The sequence below is a fragment of the Holospora obtusa F1 genome, assembly GCF_000469665.2.
GTDB lineage: Bacteria > Pseudomonadota > Alphaproteobacteria > Holosporales > Holosporaceae > Holospora > Holospora obtusa.
Window position 1 is genome coordinate 13,634 of record NZ_AWTR02000075.1, and the last position, 20,582, is coordinate 34,215.

At 33.0% G+C, this 20,582-nt stretch carries 19 protein-coding genes and 1 pseudogene; 7 read left to right on the forward strand and 13 right to left on the reverse strand.

From position 1 onward, the window contains the following. Positions 1 to 711 precede the first annotated feature (711 nt). Positions 712 to 939, reverse strand: a complete 228-nt coding sequence (locus tag P618_RS09460) for a hypothetical protein (protein ID WP_420805329.1) — start codon at positions 937 to 939, stop codon at positions 712 to 714. Between P618_RS09460 and P618_RS08680 the strand changes: the two genes are divergently transcribed. Beyond that, positions 832 to 1,074, forward strand: a complete 243-nt coding sequence (locus P618_RS08680) for a hypothetical protein (protein ID WP_239638265.1) — start codon at positions 832 to 834, stop codon at positions 1,072 to 1,074. The two genes, P618_RS09460 and P618_RS08680, sit on opposite strands and share 108 nt — an antisense overlap. Here P618_RS08680 and P618_RS09465 read toward each other — a convergent pair. From P618_RS09465 to P618_RS04545, 3 genes are all read right to left on the reverse strand, one after another. Next, complete coding sequence (locus tag P618_RS09465; RefSeq protein ID WP_021827844.1) at positions 1,016 to 1,291, reverse strand: DDE-type integrase/transposase/recombinase; 276 nt, start codon at positions 1,289 to 1,291, stop codon at positions 1,016 to 1,018. The genes P618_RS08680 and P618_RS09465 overlap by 59 nt on opposite strands. Before the next feature lie 522 nt (positions 1,292 to 1,813). Next, positions 1,814 to 3,367 (reverse strand): secretin N-terminal domain-containing protein, encoded by a 1,554-nt coding sequence (locus P618_RS04540; RefSeq protein ID WP_021827845.1) that lies wholly within the window; start codon positions 3,365 to 3,367, stop codon positions 1,814 to 1,816. 920 nt (positions 3,368 to 4,287) lie between these two features. After that, positions 4,288 to 5,022 carry a hypothetical protein gene (locus tag P618_RS04545; RefSeq protein ID WP_024161214.1) on the reverse strand — a complete coding sequence of 245 codons (735 nt, stop codon included), beginning with the start codon at positions 5,020 to 5,022 and terminating at the stop codon, positions 4,288 to 4,290. A 756-nt stretch (positions 5,023 to 5,778) separates the two neighbouring features. On the opposite strand from P618_RS04545, the gene P618_RS04550 reads away from it, so the two are divergent. Further along, entirely contained in the window at positions 5,779 to 8,820 is a 3,042-nt protein-coding gene (locus P618_RS04550) for a hypothetical protein (protein ID WP_156919010.1), read from the forward strand. A gap of 63 nt (positions 8,821 to 8,883) precedes the next feature. Here P618_RS04550 and P618_RS09470 read toward each other — a convergent pair. From P618_RS09470 to P618_RS04560, 3 genes and pseudogenes are all read right to left on the reverse strand, one after another. Continuing rightward, positions 8,884 to 9,192, reverse strand: a pseudogene (locus P618_RS09470) (transposase). A 399-nt stretch (positions 9,193 to 9,591) separates the two neighbouring features. Continuing rightward, complete coding sequence (locus tag P618_RS09475; RefSeq protein ID WP_156919011.1) at positions 9,592 to 9,690, reverse strand: IS630 transposase-related protein; 99 nt, start codon at positions 9,688 to 9,690, stop codon at positions 9,592 to 9,594. 284 nt (positions 9,691 to 9,974) lie between these two features. Beyond that, complete coding sequence (locus tag P618_RS04560) at positions 9,975 to 10,514, reverse strand: hypothetical protein (RefSeq protein WP_021827848.1); 540 nt, start codon at positions 10,512 to 10,514, stop codon at positions 9,975 to 9,977. 1,267 nt (positions 10,515 to 11,781) lie between these two features. Between P618_RS04560 and P618_RS07990 the strand changes: the two genes are divergently transcribed. After that, positions 11,782 to 11,934 carry a hypothetical protein gene (locus tag P618_RS07990; protein WP_156919012.1) on the forward strand — a complete coding sequence of 51 codons (153 nt, stop codon included), beginning with the start codon at positions 11,782 to 11,784 and terminating at the stop codon, positions 11,932 to 11,934. Here P618_RS07990 and P618_RS09480 read toward each other — a convergent pair. Both P618_RS09480 and P618_RS06140 read right to left on the reverse strand, forming a co-directional pair. Continuing rightward, positions 11,877 to 12,176, reverse strand: a complete 300-nt coding sequence (locus P618_RS09480; RefSeq protein ID WP_021827849.1) for a DDE-type integrase/transposase/recombinase — start codon at positions 12,174 to 12,176, stop codon at positions 11,877 to 11,879. The genes P618_RS07990 and P618_RS09480 overlap by 58 nt on opposite strands. After that, complete coding sequence (locus P618_RS06140; protein WP_021827850.1) at positions 12,166 to 12,474, reverse strand: hypothetical protein; 309 nt, start codon at positions 12,472 to 12,474, stop codon at positions 12,166 to 12,168. Before P618_RS06140 ends, P618_RS09480 begins: the two co-directional genes overlap by 11 nt. Positions 12,475 to 12,849: 375 nt before the next feature. On the opposite strand from P618_RS06140, the gene P618_RS04570 reads away from it, so the two are divergent. The 3 genes from P618_RS04570 (at position 12,850) to lgt (ending at position 16,585) form a co-directional block, all read left to right on the forward strand. Then, a complete protein-coding gene (locus P618_RS04570) occupies positions 12,850 to 14,205 on the forward strand; it encodes a hypothetical protein (RefSeq protein WP_021827851.1) in 1,356 nt (451 codons plus the stop codon). Positions 14,206 to 14,427: 222 nt separating this feature from the next. Continuing rightward, positions 14,428 to 15,753 carry a transcription termination factor Rho gene (gene rho / locus P618_RS04575; protein WP_024161216.1) on the forward strand — a complete coding sequence of 442 codons (1,326 nt, stop codon included), beginning with the start codon at positions 14,428 to 14,430 and terminating at the stop codon, positions 15,751 to 15,753. Between the two features lie 46 nt (positions 15,754 to 15,799). Further along, positions 15,800 to 16,585, forward strand: a complete 786-nt coding sequence (gene lgt, locus P618_RS04580) for a prolipoprotein diacylglyceryl transferase (protein WP_021827853.1) — start codon at positions 15,800 to 15,802, stop codon at positions 16,583 to 16,585. Positions 16,586 to 17,272: 687 nt separating this feature from the next. Here lgt and P618_RS08875 read toward each other — a convergent pair. Then, a complete protein-coding gene (locus P618_RS08875; RefSeq protein WP_162147087.1) occupies positions 17,273 to 17,488 on the reverse strand; it encodes a transposase in 216 nt (71 codons plus the stop codon). Positions 17,489 to 18,095: 607 nt separating this feature from the next. Here P618_RS08875 and P618_RS04585 point away from each other — a divergent pair. Beyond that, the gene (locus P618_RS04585; protein WP_021827857.1) at positions 18,096 to 18,578 is read left to right on the forward strand and encodes a hypothetical protein; all 483 of its coding nucleotides are present in this window, start codon (positions 18,096 to 18,098) and stop codon (positions 18,576 to 18,578) included. Between the two features lie 328 nt (positions 18,579 to 18,906). Here the strand turns inward: P618_RS04585 and P618_RS08000 are convergent, their stop codons facing one another. The 3 genes from P618_RS08000 to P618_RS08005 form a co-directional block, all read right to left on the reverse strand. Next, a complete protein-coding gene (locus tag P618_RS08000) occupies positions 18,907 to 19,116 on the reverse strand; it encodes an IS1 transposase (protein WP_021827858.1) in 210 nt (69 codons plus the stop codon). A 498-nt stretch (positions 19,117 to 19,614) separates the two neighbouring features. Continuing rightward, a complete protein-coding gene (locus tag P618_RS04595) occupies positions 19,615 to 19,839 on the reverse strand; it encodes a phosphotransferase-like protein (protein ID WP_024161217.1) in 225 nt (74 codons plus the stop codon). 94 nt (positions 19,840 to 19,933) lie between these two features. After that, positions 19,934 to 20,305, reverse strand: coding sequence for an NUDIX hydrolase (locus P618_RS08005; protein ID WP_024161218.1), 372 nt, complete (start codon positions 20,303 to 20,305; stop codon positions 19,934 to 19,936). Positions 20,306 to 20,582: the final 277 nt, after the last annotated feature.

Here is a 20,582-nt window from a genome sequence, read left to right on the forward strand (position 1 = left end):
GTAAATAAAGGTAATAGTTTCCGTAGCGCATCAATAAAGTTTGAGATTTCCTCAGATATTGTGATGAATAGGGATAAAAGGTTCCCCCCAAGGGGAACTTATTTATTAAGAAAAGTGAGGAGTAAAAAGGAAGCATAAGCGCACAAAATATTGCAACTTACGTAAATAGAAGCATTTCGGTATCAGCGATCATAGCGCATTATACTAGCTTCATAAATCTATAAAAAAGGCTCCATTTAAGGAAAAAATAAAATTGAAATCAACGTAAAGAAATAATAAAATATATAACTGATGAAAATATTATATATATTGAAAAAAGTGATATTGAGCAAACTCTTTGTAAAGACAGAGGAATAGATGGAGCACATATTCAGGAAAAAACAAATAGTGCAGCTGGATACGCTCATCATACGTCAATAGCTGAGACGATTTTTAAGGTTTTATGTACTACAAAATGATTTGAAATTTGTGTAGAAAAAATTTTGATTGAAGAACTTAAAAGCTGATCGAAGTAGGGGATGGATAACGTCACGTTCCATACGTCTATTACTGCAAAAGAACTACATTGAATCCCATTGTTGAGCAATTTTTTTTACTGCCTTCTTTTTCTAGATTTGAATTTTATAGAAAAATTTTGAGCTAAGGATTACGTCAACAGTTATGAAAAACTGTATACTTTTTTAGAAATTTTTTTAATGCGAAAAATTCAACTTAATTGTTTAGTCCCAACAACATGTAGTTTGGATTATGATTAAAATTTGACGTGTTACACTCAAATTCTAACATGATAATATCAAAGGGGGGCTGATATTTCAATGATTTCAGCTTTCTTTGATAATTATAATAAAGCACAACAGTCATCATATGACGCTTCAGCTCATCGAGGTCTTTGTAAAAATAAGCCTTTGTTGTGTAGTATTTGAGAATTCTGTTGATGATTTCGACCTGAGCGTTGGTCCAAGGATGCTTGAATTTGGTGAATCTGTGTTCAATGTTATGCTCCTTGCATATCACATCAAAGGCGGTGCGTTTTGTTTTTTGGCCTCAGGTGTTGCGCAAGCAGTTCATAGGTAAACTGCGCCCCATTGTCTGTGAGAATTTTCGTTATTTTAAAAGGACAATGGGCGATCAGATTTTTCAAAAATGCACTTGATTCGTTAACCGACATCTTTGAATGAAGCTCGACATAAACGTACTTTTTGGCTCGCTCAATGGCCACAAAAAGGTCGCATTTTTCTGATTTGTGAGGACCTTCTGTACTGTCAATGTGAACAAATCTAAAGGGATACATTTTTTTTCAGGAGCCGACTCTTTTTTTTGGGGTAAATATTTAGTCTTTTGAGGCATCGATGCAGATTAGAGCTCATGAGATTGAGAATTTTCTCTTTCAAAGCACTATAAACATCATCAAGCGGAAGCTTAGAAACGCGCCTGAATTCACACACAATCTCTTGCTTCTGTTGCAAATAAAACGCTTTAGCTGCTCAGGTCCAGAGGATTTATCTTCAACACAACCGGCTTTCTTTCACTTCAAAACAATTTTAATAGTGAAGGCACAGACGCTTTGCTATTTTTAGCGGAGCTCTCCACAGAATTTTGTATTTCTTTTCGGACTCAAAGTGTCGTTTTGGCATTTTTATGCAGCATACTTCCCATAAATTAGCCTCCTTTAGTTCCTTATAGGTTATACCATAAGAATGTGGAACTAAACACTGATTTACTATATGTCAGTACAGGATATATCAAATATTTAAAGTGAGTATATCAGAGATAGATAGATGGTTAGTACGAATTTTGATTGTTTTGTAAAACTTTATTGAGAAGTGTGTACAGAAAAAGGTCTTGGATCTTGAGTAAATTCTTGATAAATACGTTGATCTGCAGGAGTAATGCTTTTAGGATGATCGCTGCGAAGAATTCTTGGGCGCAATAAAATAACGAGTTCTGTCAAACGTTTAACTCGTTCTTTAAAACTAAACAAAAGACCTAGCAAAGGAATGTCGCAAAGTAGTGGAATCCCAGAGCGTTTATAGTCCGAAGTTTCCTCCATCAGACCTCCAAGAATAATGACTTGATTTTCTTTTGCAGCCACAACAGAATCCATTTCTCTTACTTGAATAACTGGAATCTCTGATTTTACTGTTGTGGCCATTCCCTTCATAGACAGCGCTATAGCCGGATCGTTCTTTACGTCAATAATTCTAGAGATGGTGGGATGAAGAAATAAAACAATTTGCCCGGTTTCAAAATTAACCACTGGATGAACATACAAAATTAATCCAATAGGAACAGTTTGAATATGGCTACGAGCTTTTTGAATATGGGGAGAATTGGCAGTCATCATCACTTCATCCATCTGCATTTCAAAAAACACTTCGTTACGCGCAACTTTTAGAACTGCTGCTTGATTGTTTAATACGGTTAATCTTGGGTTTGACAAAGTTCGTACTGTGCCAAATTTATTCATAAAATTTACAAAAGCACTTAAATTTTTAGTATCGACAAAAAATGAAAAAAATGCACCTTCTTGCAAGCTGGCTTTTGCATTGATTGCAGCACTTAACGCTGGAAGCGCATCCCATTGAATACCATTTTTATGTTCGTCTGTCAGCTCAATTTCTATAATTTTTGCTTCAATTAAAATTTGCGTCGTTGCTAATTTTTGAAGATGTTTTAAGTATCTTCCAATAGCCTGATGTTGTTTAGAGTTTCCCCACACAGATAGAGTACCAGCATATCGATTTAATGCATAAGCGGGTTTTTCTTTATTGATAGGTTCTTTCAAGATATACTGAATATTTTTTTCTAATTCTTCCCAAAAATTGATCTCATTTTGACTTTTTATTTGGATAGAAGCTCCATTTTCCTGTGCAAACGAAGATTTGTTCTTATTACTCTGCCCCAAAATATCCGTTCTTACAGAAGTTTCTGTTTGAGTTTTTCGTGAACCAATTAAAAATTGTACGTTATAAATTTTTAAATTAGGTGTATCTGGAGTAATATGCAGTGTGTCATTATGATAATAATAACGTAAATCATACGTTGAGCTCAGATCATCTAAAACTTTTTCTAGCGGTTTGTCTTTCGCATGATACAATACTGTTGTCGTTTTTGCGCACGGACGATCAAACACTATGTTGATATTAGATTGCTTGGCTAATTCAAAAAAGACTTCTTGCAAAGGAAGTTGGCCCGATAAAGATAGAGAAACAGGAGTATTGTAACAACAAGGATTGGGATCTTTTTTCTGTACATTCAAACACGATTCTTCATATTGTTGAGGGGCAGGTTGCGCAAGCGCCAGAAAATCTTCTTTTGTTTTTCTAATTTCTGGGTCTTGATAGATTTTTTTTTGGCACCCACTCATCCAAAGTATTCCTATCCATATTATAAAATGAAGTGATGATCTATACATATTAAGAAAACATGGGCACGGTACAGTTTGATTGAATGTATCAGAAATAAGTTTTTTATCAAGAGTTTACCTAAAATTAACAGTAAATTTATTTAATTTTTAATTTTATAGAAGCGTGTACCAAAGATTTTAGATACAGCACAAAAATGTTCAAAATCAACGTAAGACCTGCTACGTAAATATAAATTTTAAACAAATTCGTGTAAAATGTATAAATATTTTTCTAATATAGAAAAAATAGAATAGAAAAATATATTGATTTGATATCAGAACAAATTATGTAAAAATAAAGTAAAGATGACACACTTCCTACACTTTAGAAAAAAGATAAGACGTGTTCGCGCTCTCCCTTCCTGAATCTAAAGAGCAGATAACTTGTCGCCTTAAATCGGTTGTTTTTTTTTATTTATAAACACATCGAATCCCATTCAACATGAAATCACTATAAAGGATACCCTAAGGAAAAATGTATTTCTAATCCTAAAAAAAATACAAAAAGATTCCCCAAAGAGGGAAGTAAAAGAGAATGACCTCTTGATTCTATTCGAGTATGCCGTGTTCTTCATTTCTTTCTGCATATGGGGTAACTATTGTCCACGATTCGAATTGCATACTGTAATCTAAAATTTGATTACAGTACCTTGTGTTTACAGAAAATTTCATTTTAGAAGCTAGAATTCTGGACTAAAAAAACAGTTAAACGAGAAGCTCTAGGTTGAGTTTATATAATAAAAATTAAACTATCTTAATCTTTGAAACGCTAAATTTTTGCCCAATACACTGATTTTGAGATATTGACAAAAGTTAATTCTCAAATCAGTAACATTTTCAAAAAAAATGAAAAATTTATTTTTTTAAGTTCTAAGTTCTCTTTAATCTACTTCATCAATCGTTGATTCTATTGATTTTTGATCTTCTTCTATTCCTTGTTTCAGTTTTGAAAATAACTTTTTTTCAAGATTTCCAGAAAACATTTTTTCAGAAACTCCAGCAATTTTGTCTACATCCTCAAAAGAAATGTCATTTTTCATGTCGTTTACTGAATCAGCAATAGATTCGTCAAGAACGTTTGTTATTTTTGTTCCAAAGTGTTCAGACTCTTCTTGAGAAATAGACTTTTTTTCTGAATCTACAAGAACTTTTAACGAATTTATTTTTTCGTCTAATACTTTTTTTTGCATCTCTATTTCACCCTTAAGCCGTATTATATCGGCCTGAGTTTGGGTAAATGTAGTAGGAGACGGAGAAGGCTCTCTCTCAGGAACTGGAGAAGGCTCTCTCTCAGGAACTGGAGGAGACTTCTTGATCTCGTTCAAAAACTTATCAATAACTTTCGTTAAATTTGGCTCGTCAATTTCATTCCACTTAATATCTTTAAAGAAAAGACCTGCCATCACTTTTGATGCAGAAGAATCGTACACGGAGGAATCCTTAAAATCTTTTACTGCGTTAACAATTTTTGCCATCACTTTTTCATTTTTTTGATCTTCCGGAACTTGAGACTGAATAATTTCCAAAATCCACGCATTTACGGAACCTTCTGCGTATAACGCACTTCCCATTGTTAACGTTAGTATGCTTAAAAAAAGTGTATAAAATTTACTCATCTATTATATTCCTGTTACGCACTCTATGTCGTACAGTATAGACGAAAAAAAATAATTAAGTCTTAAAACAACATATAAATTTTTAAAGTAAAAAAATTAAAAACGTAATGAAGTTAAATAAAGCAAAAATAACATATAAAAAGCATCGGAGCTATTGATGCGCGATGAACATATCCAGAACTATTTTTTTCTCGTAAATATGTACTACTTTTCTTCCCAACCCATTTCTTATTTTCTATCTTAAAAAAGAGTGAGCTCAATACCTATTTCGTTACTATACATAGCTATCTATTCATATTTTAACCTTAATTTAACTATAGAAATAATTTTGGGCTAATACGAAATAATGAATCAAGCAAAGGTCGTGGTACACTGTTATACTTATTTAATTTTTTTTAATGCGAAGAATCTCAGCTTAAGTTTACTACACAAGCATTGAATTTTTTATATCTTTGATTAATTCTTGATCGTGATCTCACTTTTTCATCTGCTTGAGCATAGGAACCGTCCCAAATTACTATAGCAGAATTCCTGCTATATCTTAACGACGTTTATCACGCGGTATATTTTACTTCAATGACGCAATTTTCATTAATTATATTTTTATATATGTTGACTATTTATTTTTTATTTGTTACCATAAATACATAAAAAAAATAATTTCATTACATGAAAAAAAATATATTTTTTTATTTTTTTCTAACATTTTTTTCGCCTCAAGTGTTTTCTCTTCCTGAATCTCTCGTGGAGTCTTGTATGACTACACTAAAGAATCCAGAAAACGTCCCCATAGAGGCGGTTTTAGGAAGTATCAAGACATTACTATCTATGCAAGATAAAGAAAATGCTGAAAATTTGATAGAAGAAATTAATTGGGAAAAAATTTCTGAAAAAATCAATGAACTTCTTGAATTTTTTACTTACATCCACATGAACGTTATTATAAATATTCTATTATCTGAAAAAAATCATCACGATCTGGCTCTCAAGGTAGTCAAAAAAATCACAGACAATCTTACTGATAAAAATTTTATTTGCTTCACACAATCTATTTTGTCCAAGAGTGGTCAAAGTAAAACGATTGGAGAGCTTGGTGAACTGATTGGAGAAATTAGGGGAATTGAATACATTACAAAAGATAATATGTATGAAGAATCCTCTTCTAATTTGGAGCCCACTCCATCTGTTATCGCTAAAAAAGTTTTAGACACCTTAGATTTCAAAAAGAGAATAAATCAGATGAGTTCTGATGATTTTATTTTTTTAATGGATGATGTATTATCTTTAAAGAATGATGCGAATCTGGTTAAAATTCTTTTACAATCTTCAAGTTTTACAAAAGGAGCAAGTCAGATTGACGATGATAGTTTTGTTAAGTTAGTAGGTTTCATTTTGTATTCAGGGAGAACCCAAGATCTTACTGAAAATGCCTTGCAGTCTTTAAATTTTACAAAAAGAGCAGGAAAGCTGAATAATTCTGATTTCTTATGTCTTATCGATGAAATTTTTTTTTCAGGTGCTTTAAATTTTACAAAGAACTGCTTAAGCGCGTTAAACCTCTCAGAAAGATTGAGCACCTTTAATGACTATGAATTTTCCAAAGCAATCACTTGTCTTCTCTTTTCAAAAGATTTTCCTCAATATGTTGAAGATACCTTACAATCTGTAGATTTTTCAGAAAAATTTAATGCATTAAATCATCGCGAGTTTTCCGAAACAATAGGTTGCATTTTATTTTCACAAAAATTTCCAAAGTTGGTTGAAAATGTGTTACAGTCTGTGCATTTTAAAGAAAGAATCGGTACATTAAATCATTCTGATTTTTTACGTGTAATGCCTGGAATATTGTTTGCAAATACTCCTACAGCAAAAAATTATTTAAAAAGTTCAGATTTCAAAGAAAGAATAGGGACTTTTAGTGATGAGGAATTTGTGCAGTTCATCGATGCTATTTTATCTTCAAAAAATTTTTCTCAGTCAGTTACCCCTGTATTTGAAGATTTACCTCAGTTAGCTACTACTATTTTGAAAAGCGTTCCTTTTCTGGTTGATAATGCCTTGAAAAATTCTCCTCAGTTGGTTGAAAGCGTCCTTCATACGTTAAATTTTAAAGAAAGAGTCAAAAAATTAAATCATTATGATTTTTTAGGTGTCATGTCAAAAATTTTGTGTTCAGATACACCTAGTTTTGCAACAGAATGCTTAAAAAATTTAGATTTAGAGGAAAGATTTAATCAGTTTGGTGATATTAATTTTGGAGAAACAATAGGTTTGATGGTATCTTCAGAAAATTTTTCTACATTGATCAAAAATATTTTACAATCTGGAAATTTTAAGGAAAGAGCAAATAAATTTGATAACCATTTTTTGCATTCATTAGTAAGAGAAATTTTTTATAGTACAAAAAAAATAAATTTTGACTTGACGACTAATGTTTTGGATATTTTTGATTTGAAAGAAAGAATAAATAATCTGAGCTCTTTTGATTTTATTGATATATTTAAGAAAATTTTATATTCAAATCATGATGATATTGTAGCATACGCTTTGGATAATTTAGATGTGAAAAAAAACTTAAAGACACTTCCATTTTTTTTATTTGATTCTTTAATGAGAGATGTTTTATTTCCAAATGAATGGACTGACTTATTCTCTGAGGATACTCAAAACAAAATTAATTATGATAACTGGAGGGAAAATTTTTATAATCTACGAGCAGAAAAATTTTTACACCTTTTTGATTTTAAAGAAAAAATCGATACTCTGAGCGACGAGCAACGTCAATCAATCCTGACAAAAGTGATTCGTTCAGATCTTTATACGTCTGCGATGATTTTAGATCGGTTAGATCCAGACTGTTTTTCAATGAAGACCTTTGATGCCAATTCAGAGTTTTATCAAGTCATATATAGCCTTTTTACAAAAGACAATAAATTCGCCTCTTTTGATCCAAGACACCAGCTTTTGGAAGAAAAAAAGAATATTTTATTACCAAAACTCATGTTCTCAGAAATTAATACCTCTCTTTTAACGCATTCATCTGACTTTATTTCAGTTGCAATCAAATGGTGCTTTGATAAATTTTTAAAGCTTAAGCAATATAAAGATAAAAGATACGATTTTGAAAACGTGGATACAACTAAAGTTATTAAGAATATATCAAAATTTGATTTTAAAAAAGAGGATCAAGATTTTTGGGAAAATGCAAGTATTGCACTGAGAATACTTCCTTTGTCGAGCTATAATAATGAGGTAGAGCTTTTGTTAGCTAAATTTCGATGTTGTGAAGATGATTTTTTAAAAAACATTCCAAAACTTGATGAAATTTTTAGAATATGTGCGATATCGAAAAATCCAGAGACAGTCCAAGCCTTTACAGATAAATTAAATTTTAATAAATTAAACGAATTACTTTCACGTGAAAATGTAAGAGCGGAAGGAGAAGAAGATACCTTAAATTGGTATTCTTCTGCATCTCTGCTTCATAGTATATTGAGTGCTACAAACGATTCTTTTGCGGAGACGTGTCTTAAAAAAATTAATTTTTTTGGAAAAGAGTTCATGATAGATGAAGGAGTCATGCTTTTCACTCTTTTTCAAGCAACTAATGCTAAGGTTGGCGACTTTTTAATAAAAAATATTTGTTCTTCTATTACCAATGCTCCGCTTTCAGAGAAAAAGCGTACTGAATTTATACAAGATATCTTAAACAAAAAAGCTGTAAATGAAGCATTTAAAACGCAGTTAATAAAAAAATTAAATTGGGAAGAATTTTCTTCTGTTATTGAAGCGAAATAATTTTTTAGTATAAAATAAACGGGGCTCAAAAAAGTTTAGTTTTTGGGCCTATGTTATAGTGATTTAGTATGAAAATGGGATTTGAAAGGATTCGGAAATAGCCTTGTAAAGTTTATCAAACTGGTTAATTTGGTTCTTAACCCATCGCTTCATATGTGCCAAAAATTTCTCGATTGGATTCAAATCGGGTGAGTATGGCGGTAAAAAGATGAGTTGACAACCTACAGATTCGATCAACTTTTTCGTTCTTTATGATCTATGAAATGCAGCATTATTCATTATTACAATTTGCCCAGGTTCTAATTTCTTAATCCATACCTTTGTTACCCAAGCTTCAAATAATTTTGTATTACAAGAATCATTAAATATCATAGGTGTTATCCATTTATGATTAACATACCCAGCTATAATATTTACCCCTTTTTTTGGTAGAAAGCTTTATTCCCTTTCTGCCCCATTCTGTATTCTGCACAAATGGTCATCTCAATACCGCTTTCATCAATATATACAAGACTTTTTTAAGGTATGCTTTTTGTAGTTTCTTTATATCGCTTTCGTTTTTCTTGGCTTGCTTGAAAATAGGTAAAGTTTTTTTTATAGCTAAAGCCTGGCTTCTTTAACCTCCGATGCGCAGAAATATTAGCATTAAATAGTTTTTCTATCTTCTGCTCATTTTTTATCTTCGTTGGCCTTCGACATAAATCCGTGGCTTCTCTTAGTCTATTTTGCCCTTACTTCCTAAGCGTGGCCTACTTTTTGGCACCTAATCTACTACCTAAATATCTTGGATGTCGTGTTTTGAGCGTTACCAAACTTAATATATACTATTACTCTCTCCCTTAGATCTAAGCTGTAGTGTTTTTTTATCATTTTCTCTTAAAAATAGCATTTCCTTGTCCCGCTTTCAAGCTAAATTACTATATATGGACGTGTTGACATTATCTACCTTTTTAGACAGAATGAACAATATTTATGTTATAATTCAACTGTTTTTGCTATATTGTAGTTTCTCAAAAGGTCTATTTCTGTAAAGTTGATGCGTTCTTTCTATAAAATTTTACATCAAAGAATAATTTACGTAATAGACGTGTCAAAATTTAAAATGAAAATATTTAAAAAATGTAAAAATCATTCAATACTTAATTTTATTGAGCTTAGTATTCTTCTAAAATAATGGTCCAGTGCGCTCCCTCTCCGTGTTCTTCTGTAAATTTTACATCAAAATTTATTAAAATCATAAAAAGAATAGGACAATAACTTATAAATCCATAATTTTCTGACGAAATATCAAAAATCGGTTCATTAAAATTTTGAACCGCAAGAGGAGTACTGTGACTTTCGTGAATCAAAAAAACTGAATTAGGCACACAAGGATGATCAAGTTTTATGGTTTGAGGCCCCTTTATATAAAGAGTTTGAAGGGGTTGGATACAATGTACTTCTAGTTTTACACCTGGTTTTAGTATTTGAGAAGAAGGAGGGCAAGGTCCGTTTCCCGTAATGATAGAACCATATTTGAAAGGTAGCGGATGTAGTCGAATATAGTGTCCATAAATATTTTGAATCAAAGGTACTTCTTTTTTGACCGAAAAAAATGTTTGTGCACATTTATGTAAAAAAGATGGGTATGCAGAAAATTTATTTCTGAATGAATTAGAGTCATCTATGGGATATAATCTCAAATCTGTTAACATCACATGAATATAATGAGAGTTCTTATCTATAGTTTGACAAAATTGGATCGCAAAAATCAAAAATATTTTATAACTTGTAATTTATTTATAGCAAAAGCTGTGTAAAAAGGCAGAAAGAGTATAAAAAATGAGGTAAGAAAGACCTCTTGTGAAACTGTTTTCATCTTAATTTTATGTTGTAAATAGCGAAAATTGAATTCAGTCTCATGCAAAATCTTTTACGTCTACTTTTGTATATGTCAAATATCGTTTTGAACCATTTAACCATTCTGATGTCTTTATTACTCGTTCACTTTTGAGTTCTTGCTCTGTATTTTTATCTTACTTTTTTAAAATTTTTTTTATTAGGATTTTTTTTGGGCAATTTCTATTGAGTATGTAGCTTTTGGATGCCTTTATATTCCATATAGCAAAAACAGTTGAATCATAACATAAATATTGTTCATTCTGTCTGAAAAGGTAGATAATGTTAACGCGTCCATATATAGTAATTTAGCTTAAAAGCGGGACAAGGAGATGCTATTTTTAAGAGAAGATGACAAAAAAACACTACAGCTTAGATCTAAGGGAGAGAGTAATAGAATATATTAAGCTTGGTAACACTCAAAACACGACATCCAAGAAGTAGCGTAAGTAGGTGATGGATCAGGTACCAAGAGCATGGTCCATTAGAGCTAAACCACGCTCAGGCAGCAAGCTAAAAATAGACCCAAAAAAGTTAAGGGTTTATGTCGAAAGCCAACGAAGATCAAAAATGAACAGAAGATAGAAAAACTATTTAATGCTAGTATTTCTGTGTATCGGCGGTTAAAGAAGCTAGGCTTTAGCTATAAAAAAATTGAGAGTTTTTACGTTTAGATAGATTTATGTCAACATACGACTATAGTGTCGTATTAAGGTCATCAGCAATGCATTGCAAGAAGTATAATTCCGAAAACTGCATAAGGAACGGTATAGTACGCAAGGTTCAGAGCTATAAGTGAAGGAATGAGGTTATACCTTTGTTGAAGGTGGCAAAAGGGAAACGGCTGTCAAAAAAGCTTTATGCGTTATTTTATACTCTTTAGCTTTTTAGTCCCCACAACATGTGGTTTGGATTATGATTAAAATTTGACGTGTTACGTTCAAATTCTAACATGATAATATCAAGGGGGGGGCTGATACTTAAATGATTTCAGCTTTATTTGATGATTATAGTAAAGCACAAAAGTCATCGTTGGCGCTTTAGCTCATCGAGGTTTTTGTAAAAGTAAGCTTTTGTTGTGCGTTGTTTGAGGGATCTGTTGGTGACTTCGACCTGAGCGTTGGTCCAAGGATGCTTGAATTTAGTGAGCCTGTGTTCAATGTTATGCTCCTTGCACATCACATCAAAGGGGTACGTTTGTTTTTTGGCCTCAGGTGTTGCGCAAGCGGTTTATAGGTAAATTGCGCCCCATTGTCTGTGAGAATTTTCGTTATTTTACAAAAACAATGGGCGATCATATTTTTCAAAAATGCACTTGACTTGTCAACCGACATCTTTGAATGGAGCTCGACATAAACGTACTTCGTGGCCCGATCAATGGCCAAAAAAATGTAGCATTTCCCTTGATCTGTGCGGACCTTTTGTACTGTCAATATGAACAAATCCAAAGGGATACATTTCTTTTTTTCAGGGGCCAACTCTTTTTTTGGGTAAGATATTTAGTCTTTTGAGGCATCGATGCAGATTAGAGCCCATGAAATTGGGAATCTTCTCCTTCAAAGCACTATAAACATTATTAAGCAGAAAGCTTAGAAACGCGTCTGAATTCACACACAATCTTTTGCTTCTGTTACAAATAAAATGCTTTGGCTGCTCAGATCCAGAGCGTTTATCTTGAACACAACCGGCTTTCTTCCACTTCAAAACTGAAGGGCCAGACGCTTTACTATTTTTAGCGGTGCTCTGTACAGAGTTTTGTATTTTTTTCGGACTCAAAGCATCGTTTTGGCATTTTCATGATACTTCCCATAAATTAGCCTTCTTTAGTTCCTTATAGGTTATACCATAAAAATGTGGAACTAAACACCTAATAGTGTTTCGGGTATCATTAACCTCAAAAATAAATTTTCTCTTGCTTAAAACAAAATTTGAAAAAGATACACTCTAAACAAAACTCTGCCCCTCTTTCTCAAAAAGTACTTACGCACCAGGTCTAATTTCTTTTCTCCTTCTTTTTTGTACATTCATTATCTATACTATTTTTAATTGAATGGATTGTTTTTTTATGAAAAACAATCAATTGTTGTATTGTGTGTTTTCCTTTTTTTGTTATAATGCGAAAGAAATTATTATTTTAGAGACGGGGATGCTATGACTGAAATAAGTCGTTCTTCTGGGAAAAGCCGACAAATTTTGTGGTTAATGGGAAATGTCTTTATTGGGTATGTCGGATTTTGTGTCGGATCAGGGTGGTACGTTGGCTCTAAAATTCGTTCTGAACTCTTAAAAAATTCATACAAAAAATTTATTAAATTTTATGAAGTTCGTGAGGAATATTTTCCTTTTCCTATCGTCACAGTTCATATGAATTTTTTAAAATTTTTTAATCAAAAATTGTCTGCTTATTTTAAAATTTCACCAAATTGGAAAAATCTTTTTTCCAAAAAATGGGGACACCTTGTTGTAAAATTTTCTCTAGACCGCGTTAAAGATTTTGAACTGTCCTTTGATGGAAATATAGATCCTAAGCAAGCGTTTACTTTACTGAAAACGATAAAAAATTTGTCAGGAACGAAATTATTTCTTGCTGCTTCTAGTTTAAAAAATTGTATAGAAGGTCATCATAATATAAGATTTAAAAATTACACGGGATCAGTACATTTCAATGATAAAAGCGAGAGAAATAATGCGTGGAGATTTGATTTTTATAAACAAAAACGTTTACTAAGTTCTGGAAGTTTATATTACGCTATCAACGAACCTTCTGTGGTTAGAGAACGTTCCAAGACAAATTTAACTTCTCAGCTGAGATTTTTTTTTGAAACGGATTTCTTTTTAATGCTTTACGAAATTTCTCATTTTTTTAAGGCTCCAGAATTATTTTTGAATACTTTAAAATTGATTAATACGCAAGATTTAAAAAATATTTTTTTCCCTGTGAATTTCAATATTTTTTTTAATGGGGAGGTTGATTCCAAAGAATGTAATGCGTTAATGATCATGGCTAAAGAAACAGAAAAAAATGCTGAACATGAAAAAAATAATACAAAAACAGAAGGTCAGATAAATGAGAGATTAAGAAAAAAAATTTCTGATTTTGTTGAAAATTTAACAAAATTAGCTTTTAAACAAGATCTGATTTTTGAAATAGGCTTTGCAGATCAAGGAAAAGCAAAAGCTTCGTTGCGTTCGGAACATCATGTTGAACCTAAAGATTTGTCTGTTTTGCGTATCTTTTTGGATTTAAATTGGGAAAATTTACTCAAATATTTTGAAAAAAAGACTCCAGAACATTACAAAAAAGTTTATGATCTTTTGATAGCTCCGATCAGTACTTTGAATAAAAATAAAGATATTTATAAAATCAGCACAGATTTATTATTACAATATAATAGAAAAAATTTAACATTACAAAGTATTATTGTTAATGATATGTCTCTTCCTGAATTAGTGCAAAAATATTTTTTTTATAAAAACTCATCAAGTATTTTAGGAAATACGAAATGATTATTACTATATATTTTTGAATTTTAAATTTTGTACTTGTGTGTTTTTTAGGTGCTTTTTTCTGTTTTAACGCGCGCTGATCTTATCAGAAAGAATTTGAGAGGTACCTTATTCTAATAAATGCTGATACGTTAAAAGAGGTCTTGCTAAAAGGAAAAAAATTATATACTCTTTGGGTGCGAGCCTCTGTATGCTAGGGGTATTTTTTTTTGTGGATTTTTCATGATTAAAGTAAGTGAGTTAAGAAAATGTTCTCCGTTAAGTTTAAGATCCATGGCCGAGTCATTGGGAATCGAGAGTGCAAGCTTAAAAGGGGAAGAAATTATAATAAAAGTTTTAAGGAAGCACTTTGAGCAAGGAAAAGAAATTCTGTGTGAGGGAGTTTTAGAAATCTTGGCAGATCAGTTTGGATTTTTACGTTATCCAGAAGTTAATTATTTGCCAGGAATCTCAGATGTTTACGTTTCTCAGTCTTTTATTCGCAGTCATTATTTAAAGACGGGAGACGTTATTGAAGGAATTGTTGTCCCTCCTAGTAGAGATGAGGAACGGTATTTTTCTTTAAAATCGATTACAGCCATTAATTTTGATGAGCCGAGTAAGACGTTTCATCGTATTCCTTTTGAAAATTTAACCCCTCTTTTTCCTCAACGAAAATTAAATTTAGAATTAACCGATAAGGTTGATGCTTCAGGTACTGTGGTCAAGTCTTTAAAGAAAAAAAATGCTGATCGGATAGATAACGCGCGCTTGACGTTGCGAGCAATAGAGTTGATTGTTCCTTTGGGTTTGGGGCAGCGTGCTCTTATTGTGGCTCCCCCTAGGACAGGAAAAACTGTCATTCTTCAAAATTTAGCTCAAGCTATTCAGGAAAATCATCCAGATGTTGTTTTAATGGTTATGTTGATTGATGAACGTCCAGAAGAGGCAACCGAAATGGCTCGATTTGTCAAAGGAGAAGTGGTGAGTTCTACTTTTGATGAACCTGCAGCGCGGCATGTTCAATTGGCAGAAATGGTCATTGAAAAAGCTAAGCGTCTTGTGGAGTGCAAAAAAGATGTTGTTATTCTCTTAGATTCATTAACTCGGCTGGCTCGAGCATATAATACCGTTCTTCCTTCTTCTGGAAAGGTATTAACGGGAGGAGTGGATGCAAATGCGTTGCAACGTCCTAAACGTTTGTTTGGTGCGGCCAGAAATGTAGAAGAGAAGGGGTCTTTAACTATTATTGCTACTGCTTTAGTAGAAACGGGGTCTCGAATGGAGGAAGTGATTTTTGAAGAATTTAAAGGAACAGGAAATGCCGAAATTTATTTGGATAGAAAAGTCGCAGAGCGTCGAATTTTTCCTGCATTGGATGTCTCCAGGTCAGGGACACGAAAAGAGGAAAGGTTGGTCGATCCAAAGTATTTACAACGCATGTGGGTTTTAAGAAAGGTTTTGAGTTCTATGGCCCCAGGAGGGGAAGCCACAGAGTTTTTATTAGATAAATTAGGTCTAACAGATAATAATCAAATCTTTTTTGACCAAATGAATACTCCTTTTTAAGTAGATGAACTATGATTGAGCATAAATAGATTTGTGAGTTTTGTATATGAATTTTCCTTCTCCGATTGCGTTTTATTTGTTTTCTTATCCTATACGATGGTACGGGATGGCGTATGCTTTTGGAAGTATTTTGGCTTGGCGTTGGGGATATTTTTTAGTTAAGCGTCGCGTATTCTTTTTATGCCCTATGATATTGTCTGATTTTTTTATGACTATTATGCCCTCTGTGATCATTGGGGGGAGGTTAGGGTATGTTTTTTTGTATTCTCCGCTTTATTTTGCGCAACATCCGTTAGAAATTTTTTCGGTATGGAAAGGGGGAATGGCGTTTCATGGGGCTGTTGTGGCATGTGTTTTTAGCAGTTGGCTATTTTGCAAGCGTAGAAAACTTTCGTGGTACTCTTTAACAGATTGTTTTTTATGTGGTGCTCCTTTAGGAATTTTTTTGGGAAGAATTGCAAACTTTTTAAATCAAGAACTGTATGGAATTCCTTGGAAGTATGGTATCGTGTTTCCAAATGTAGATTGCGTTCCTCGTCATCCTAGTCAATTATATGAAGCTTTTTTTGAGGGTGTTATTTTATTTATTATAATGAACGTTCTTGCTTTTAAGACCCGTGTTGTCCAACATAAAGGCGCACTTTCTGGTTTTTTTTTAATAGGATATGCCATAGCACGTTGGATGTGTGAGTATACAAGGGAACCAGAAGTGTCATGGTTTGATTATGAATGGATTAGTCCAGGTCAATTGTACAGTACGCCCATGTTTATTTTTGGTTTATATTTGCTCATTTCTAAAAAAGAACGTTCTGAGCTTTGTAAACAAATTTAGCAACGCCACATAAGAGTTTCGACAAAAAATAGAAACGCAAAAGGAAAGTTTTAGCAGTTGTGAGACATTTAACTAAAGAATGATAACTAATGCGGTCATATAACTGGCATTTTTTGGGTTATCTTGAAAGTAATAGAACTGTTTGATTGTCTTGTAAACCATATAGCCAGTATAAAAGAGTTATAGCTAATGGTGATTAAAAAAATCCTCAATAGCAGGCAATGAGTGGAGCGGCGCATTTGTTTTTCCTGAGCTCATTTTTTTCTCGGTAAGATTAAGATCTAAGAGAATATAGAAGGGGAAGTATAGTACGCTCAGCATCTTCGATCATCTTTTTCATCTCGTTACCTTTATGAAATGAGGCGTTGCTCATGATACTTACGCATCGCTCAAGAGAATTTGGTAACAAAAGCTGATCCACACAACATGTAAATTATCTTTGTATTTATAGAGCCAGATAACAATCCCATAGCTCTCAAAGTACCGCTTACTGAAGCTGGTTCTTTCTTCCCCATTATGATTACCGTAGCCAACGCTATTTCTTTATCCATGATCTATGCGTTCTTGGCATGTCATGAGCAAAGCCGATTTCATCGATTATTTCCCTTTCCCTCACTTTGAAATTGCGTTACTCTTATGCAAAACGTAGATTTTTTTTCTGGATCCGCTTTGGGATGATATAGTAATTTAGCATGAAAATAGAATTTGAAAGAATACGGCAATAGCTTCGTAAAGTTTATCAAACTGGTTAATTTGGTTCGTAACCCATCGCTTCATATGTGCCAAAAGTTTCTCTATTGGATTCAAATCAGGTGAGTATAGCGATAAAAAGAGCAGTTGACAAGCTACAAATTCGATCAACTTTTTCGTTTTTTGGGATCTATGAAATGCATAATTATCCAATTTTCCCAGGTTCTGATTCTATAACTCTTTTACCCAAGCTTCAAATAATTTATGTATGACAAGAACCATTAAATCCCCTAAGTGTTCACATACCCAGCTATAATAATTTACCACTCTTTTTGGCAGAAAGCTTTTTCCCCTTTTTGCCCCATCCTGCGTTCTGCACAAATGGTCATCTCAATACCGCTTTATCATTTTTTTTATAGCTAAATCTTAGCTTCTTTAGTCGCCGATACGCAGAATATACTAGCATTAAGTAGTTTTTCTATCTCTTCTATCGTTTTATCTTCATTGGCCTTCGACATAAACCTTTAGCTTCTCTTGAGTCTATTTTGCCCTTTTTGCCTAAGCGTGGACTGCTTCTTGGTACCTGATCCACCACCTAAATATTTTGGATGTCGTGTTTTGAGCGTTACTAAGCTTAATATATTTTATTACTTTTTCCCTTAGATTTAAGCTGTAGTGTTTCTTTGTCATTTTATCTTAAAAATAGTATCCCTCTTGTCCTGCTTTCAAGCTAAATTACTTAACTGTAATGATGAATATTGGTTTTTTTTACTTTTTGAGGGTATGATTTAAAATAGAAATTTATAACATATGTACAAACATGAAAAAAATTTATTTTTTATTATTAATAGGAATGAGTATCATACATACGAAAGGGAATGCTAGAGGTGGAGTCCGTCATATTCTGCAATCACACAGAGCCGTAGGAACACCTGCGTTTCAAAATAGTGCGATAAAAATTAAAAAAAATCTTAATACGAACAATCAATTTTTTAACGCCGTTCAAAAAAATCGAAACGGAGTAAGAACAAGTAGCGCTTCTAATCTTTCAAACGGTACTTCAAATCTTTCAGAAAGAGCTCCTGTAAATATTTCTTCCAACAAATATGGAGCAGTAGGTCTTGGATCCGGTTTGAACTCAAGTGGAGGAGGATATGGTTGGCCTGCTGTTGCCGGAACAGCAGCCGTTCTTGCAACTGTTGCTGCTACAAATGCGGCAAACACAGCTGCGGCAAACACAGCTGCGGCAAATACAGCATTTCTTGCTTCGAGCAACTCTCCTGCAGAAATTTATGTAAATTAAAAGATCATAGCCTACTTGTGGTGTTGTACATCTAATTTGTTAAAATTAATGAGAAAAGCCTTCCGTAACCCCAGTTTTAAGATTCATGATATCATGAGTTGACACCGAAGTGTCTGCATGTATTTTGGTAATGATCGGACATGGATTAAATGTTTTGAAGTCTTTGAACATATAGTAAAAACAGTTGGATTACAATGCGATATATACTATATTTTGTCTAAAAAGGTAAATAATGTCAACGCGTCCATATAGTATAAATTTAAAAAAAAGGTTATAAATTTTGAGAATTTTCACCTAAAGAATAGATAGCAGTGTTTTTTGATAGTGATTAAAGATTTCTGGTGTCGTAAGCGCACACCAAAGCTTGATTGATCCGTATACCATAAATTTCCTTCTTGGAAACTACTTTAGTGGATCTCGTCATGCGTCCTAGGTGATGTTTTGTATTACCATTATCTTGCTCTATGCATACAGTGCCTGATTTTCCAATACTATGGCGGTTTTTTGGTAGAGACTTTAGAGAAAGCATCCCAGTCATCAGTATAAAATAGTGCAATTTTTCAGATGTTTGACTTTTTCGTAAAGTCGTTTGAATGTTGCAGCATCACGATTTCCTGTAAAGTTCTCCGTGTGCTACGATCAACAGCTTTGATAATTCAGAGTTTTTGACTTTTTTTGGAAAAAATGCCACATTTCATCAAATTCCACTGCTTGAATGTGCCCTGAAATCTCAGATTTTTGTATTTTTTCCATCTCTGCAACCCCATACCTGTATATAATAGAAAGAGAATGATGCCTTAGCTAAAGAGTATAAAATGACGCATAAGGCTTTTTTGACAGCCATTTCCTTTTTTGCCCCTCTTATCACCTTCAACAAAGTTATAACCTTATTCCTTCACTTATAGCTCTGAACCTTGCGTACTATACCGTTCCTTATGCAGTTTTCGGAATTGCACTTCTTGCAATGCATTGCTGATGACCTTAATGCTACACTATAGTCGTATTTTGATATAAAACTATCTAAACGTCAAAACTCTCATGAATTTAAAACGCTTTGGTGTACTCTATCGATCTGATCATTTGAAAGATCAATGCAGCGATCACGCCTTAAAATCTTGCGTTCTTGCATCACTGCTAGATCACAAAAAACGCCGATGTAATAAACTGTATGAGTCTTTAAATGATGTACATACGCTTTTAATGCTTCTTCATCAAATATCACTTCGTCGATAATGAGGTTGTTTTCACTAGCTGCTAGCATTTCAGCAAACTACTGCATAACTCTAAATAGCTTTCCACCTTTTGGTCCAAATTCAACATGCATTGGGGAATGACGCAAAGCAAGGTTATTCATTTCATTGTGCTCCAAAATATATTATCGTTAGTACCTTCCAACCATTTAGATAAAGCGGATTTAAGTGGTAAGGGACGAAGATCGATTCCGTATAGCGAGTCAATTGGTAGCCATTCGAAAGCAACGTGTTCTTCTTTCTGCGGCAAAACATCTCCGAGTTTAAGCTCTGTAATATTGAGCTTAAAAATAAGATTAATTTCGTGCGTATGACAGCAAACCTCATCACCTGGAAAATTCCATGCATGTTCAATAATGCTAAAAATTTTTCTATTGCTGCTTCAAATCCTGTTTCTTCTTTTATCTCGCGAATCAGTGCATTGAATGCAGATTCTTGAAAATCAATATGCCCCCAGGAAGATAATAAAAGGGACATTTAATTCATAATAATGGTTGGGGTGCGGCCTTGGATCATACGCTAGGAGAATATGATCTTGATCTATTATCACTCCTCTGCTCAAAACATGAATATTATTCTTACTCACTGATGTTACGCAGCAATAGTTGATTTTTGCTTGAAATAATCATATTTTTCGTCCGTAAGTTTTTAAGGACAAAAAATGAAACTGGATCTTCTTGATATGTATAGCGACTATTTGATAAGTCAAAATCACTATGCAACATCGACTGGTCTAGCCAATATGTTTCAAGGT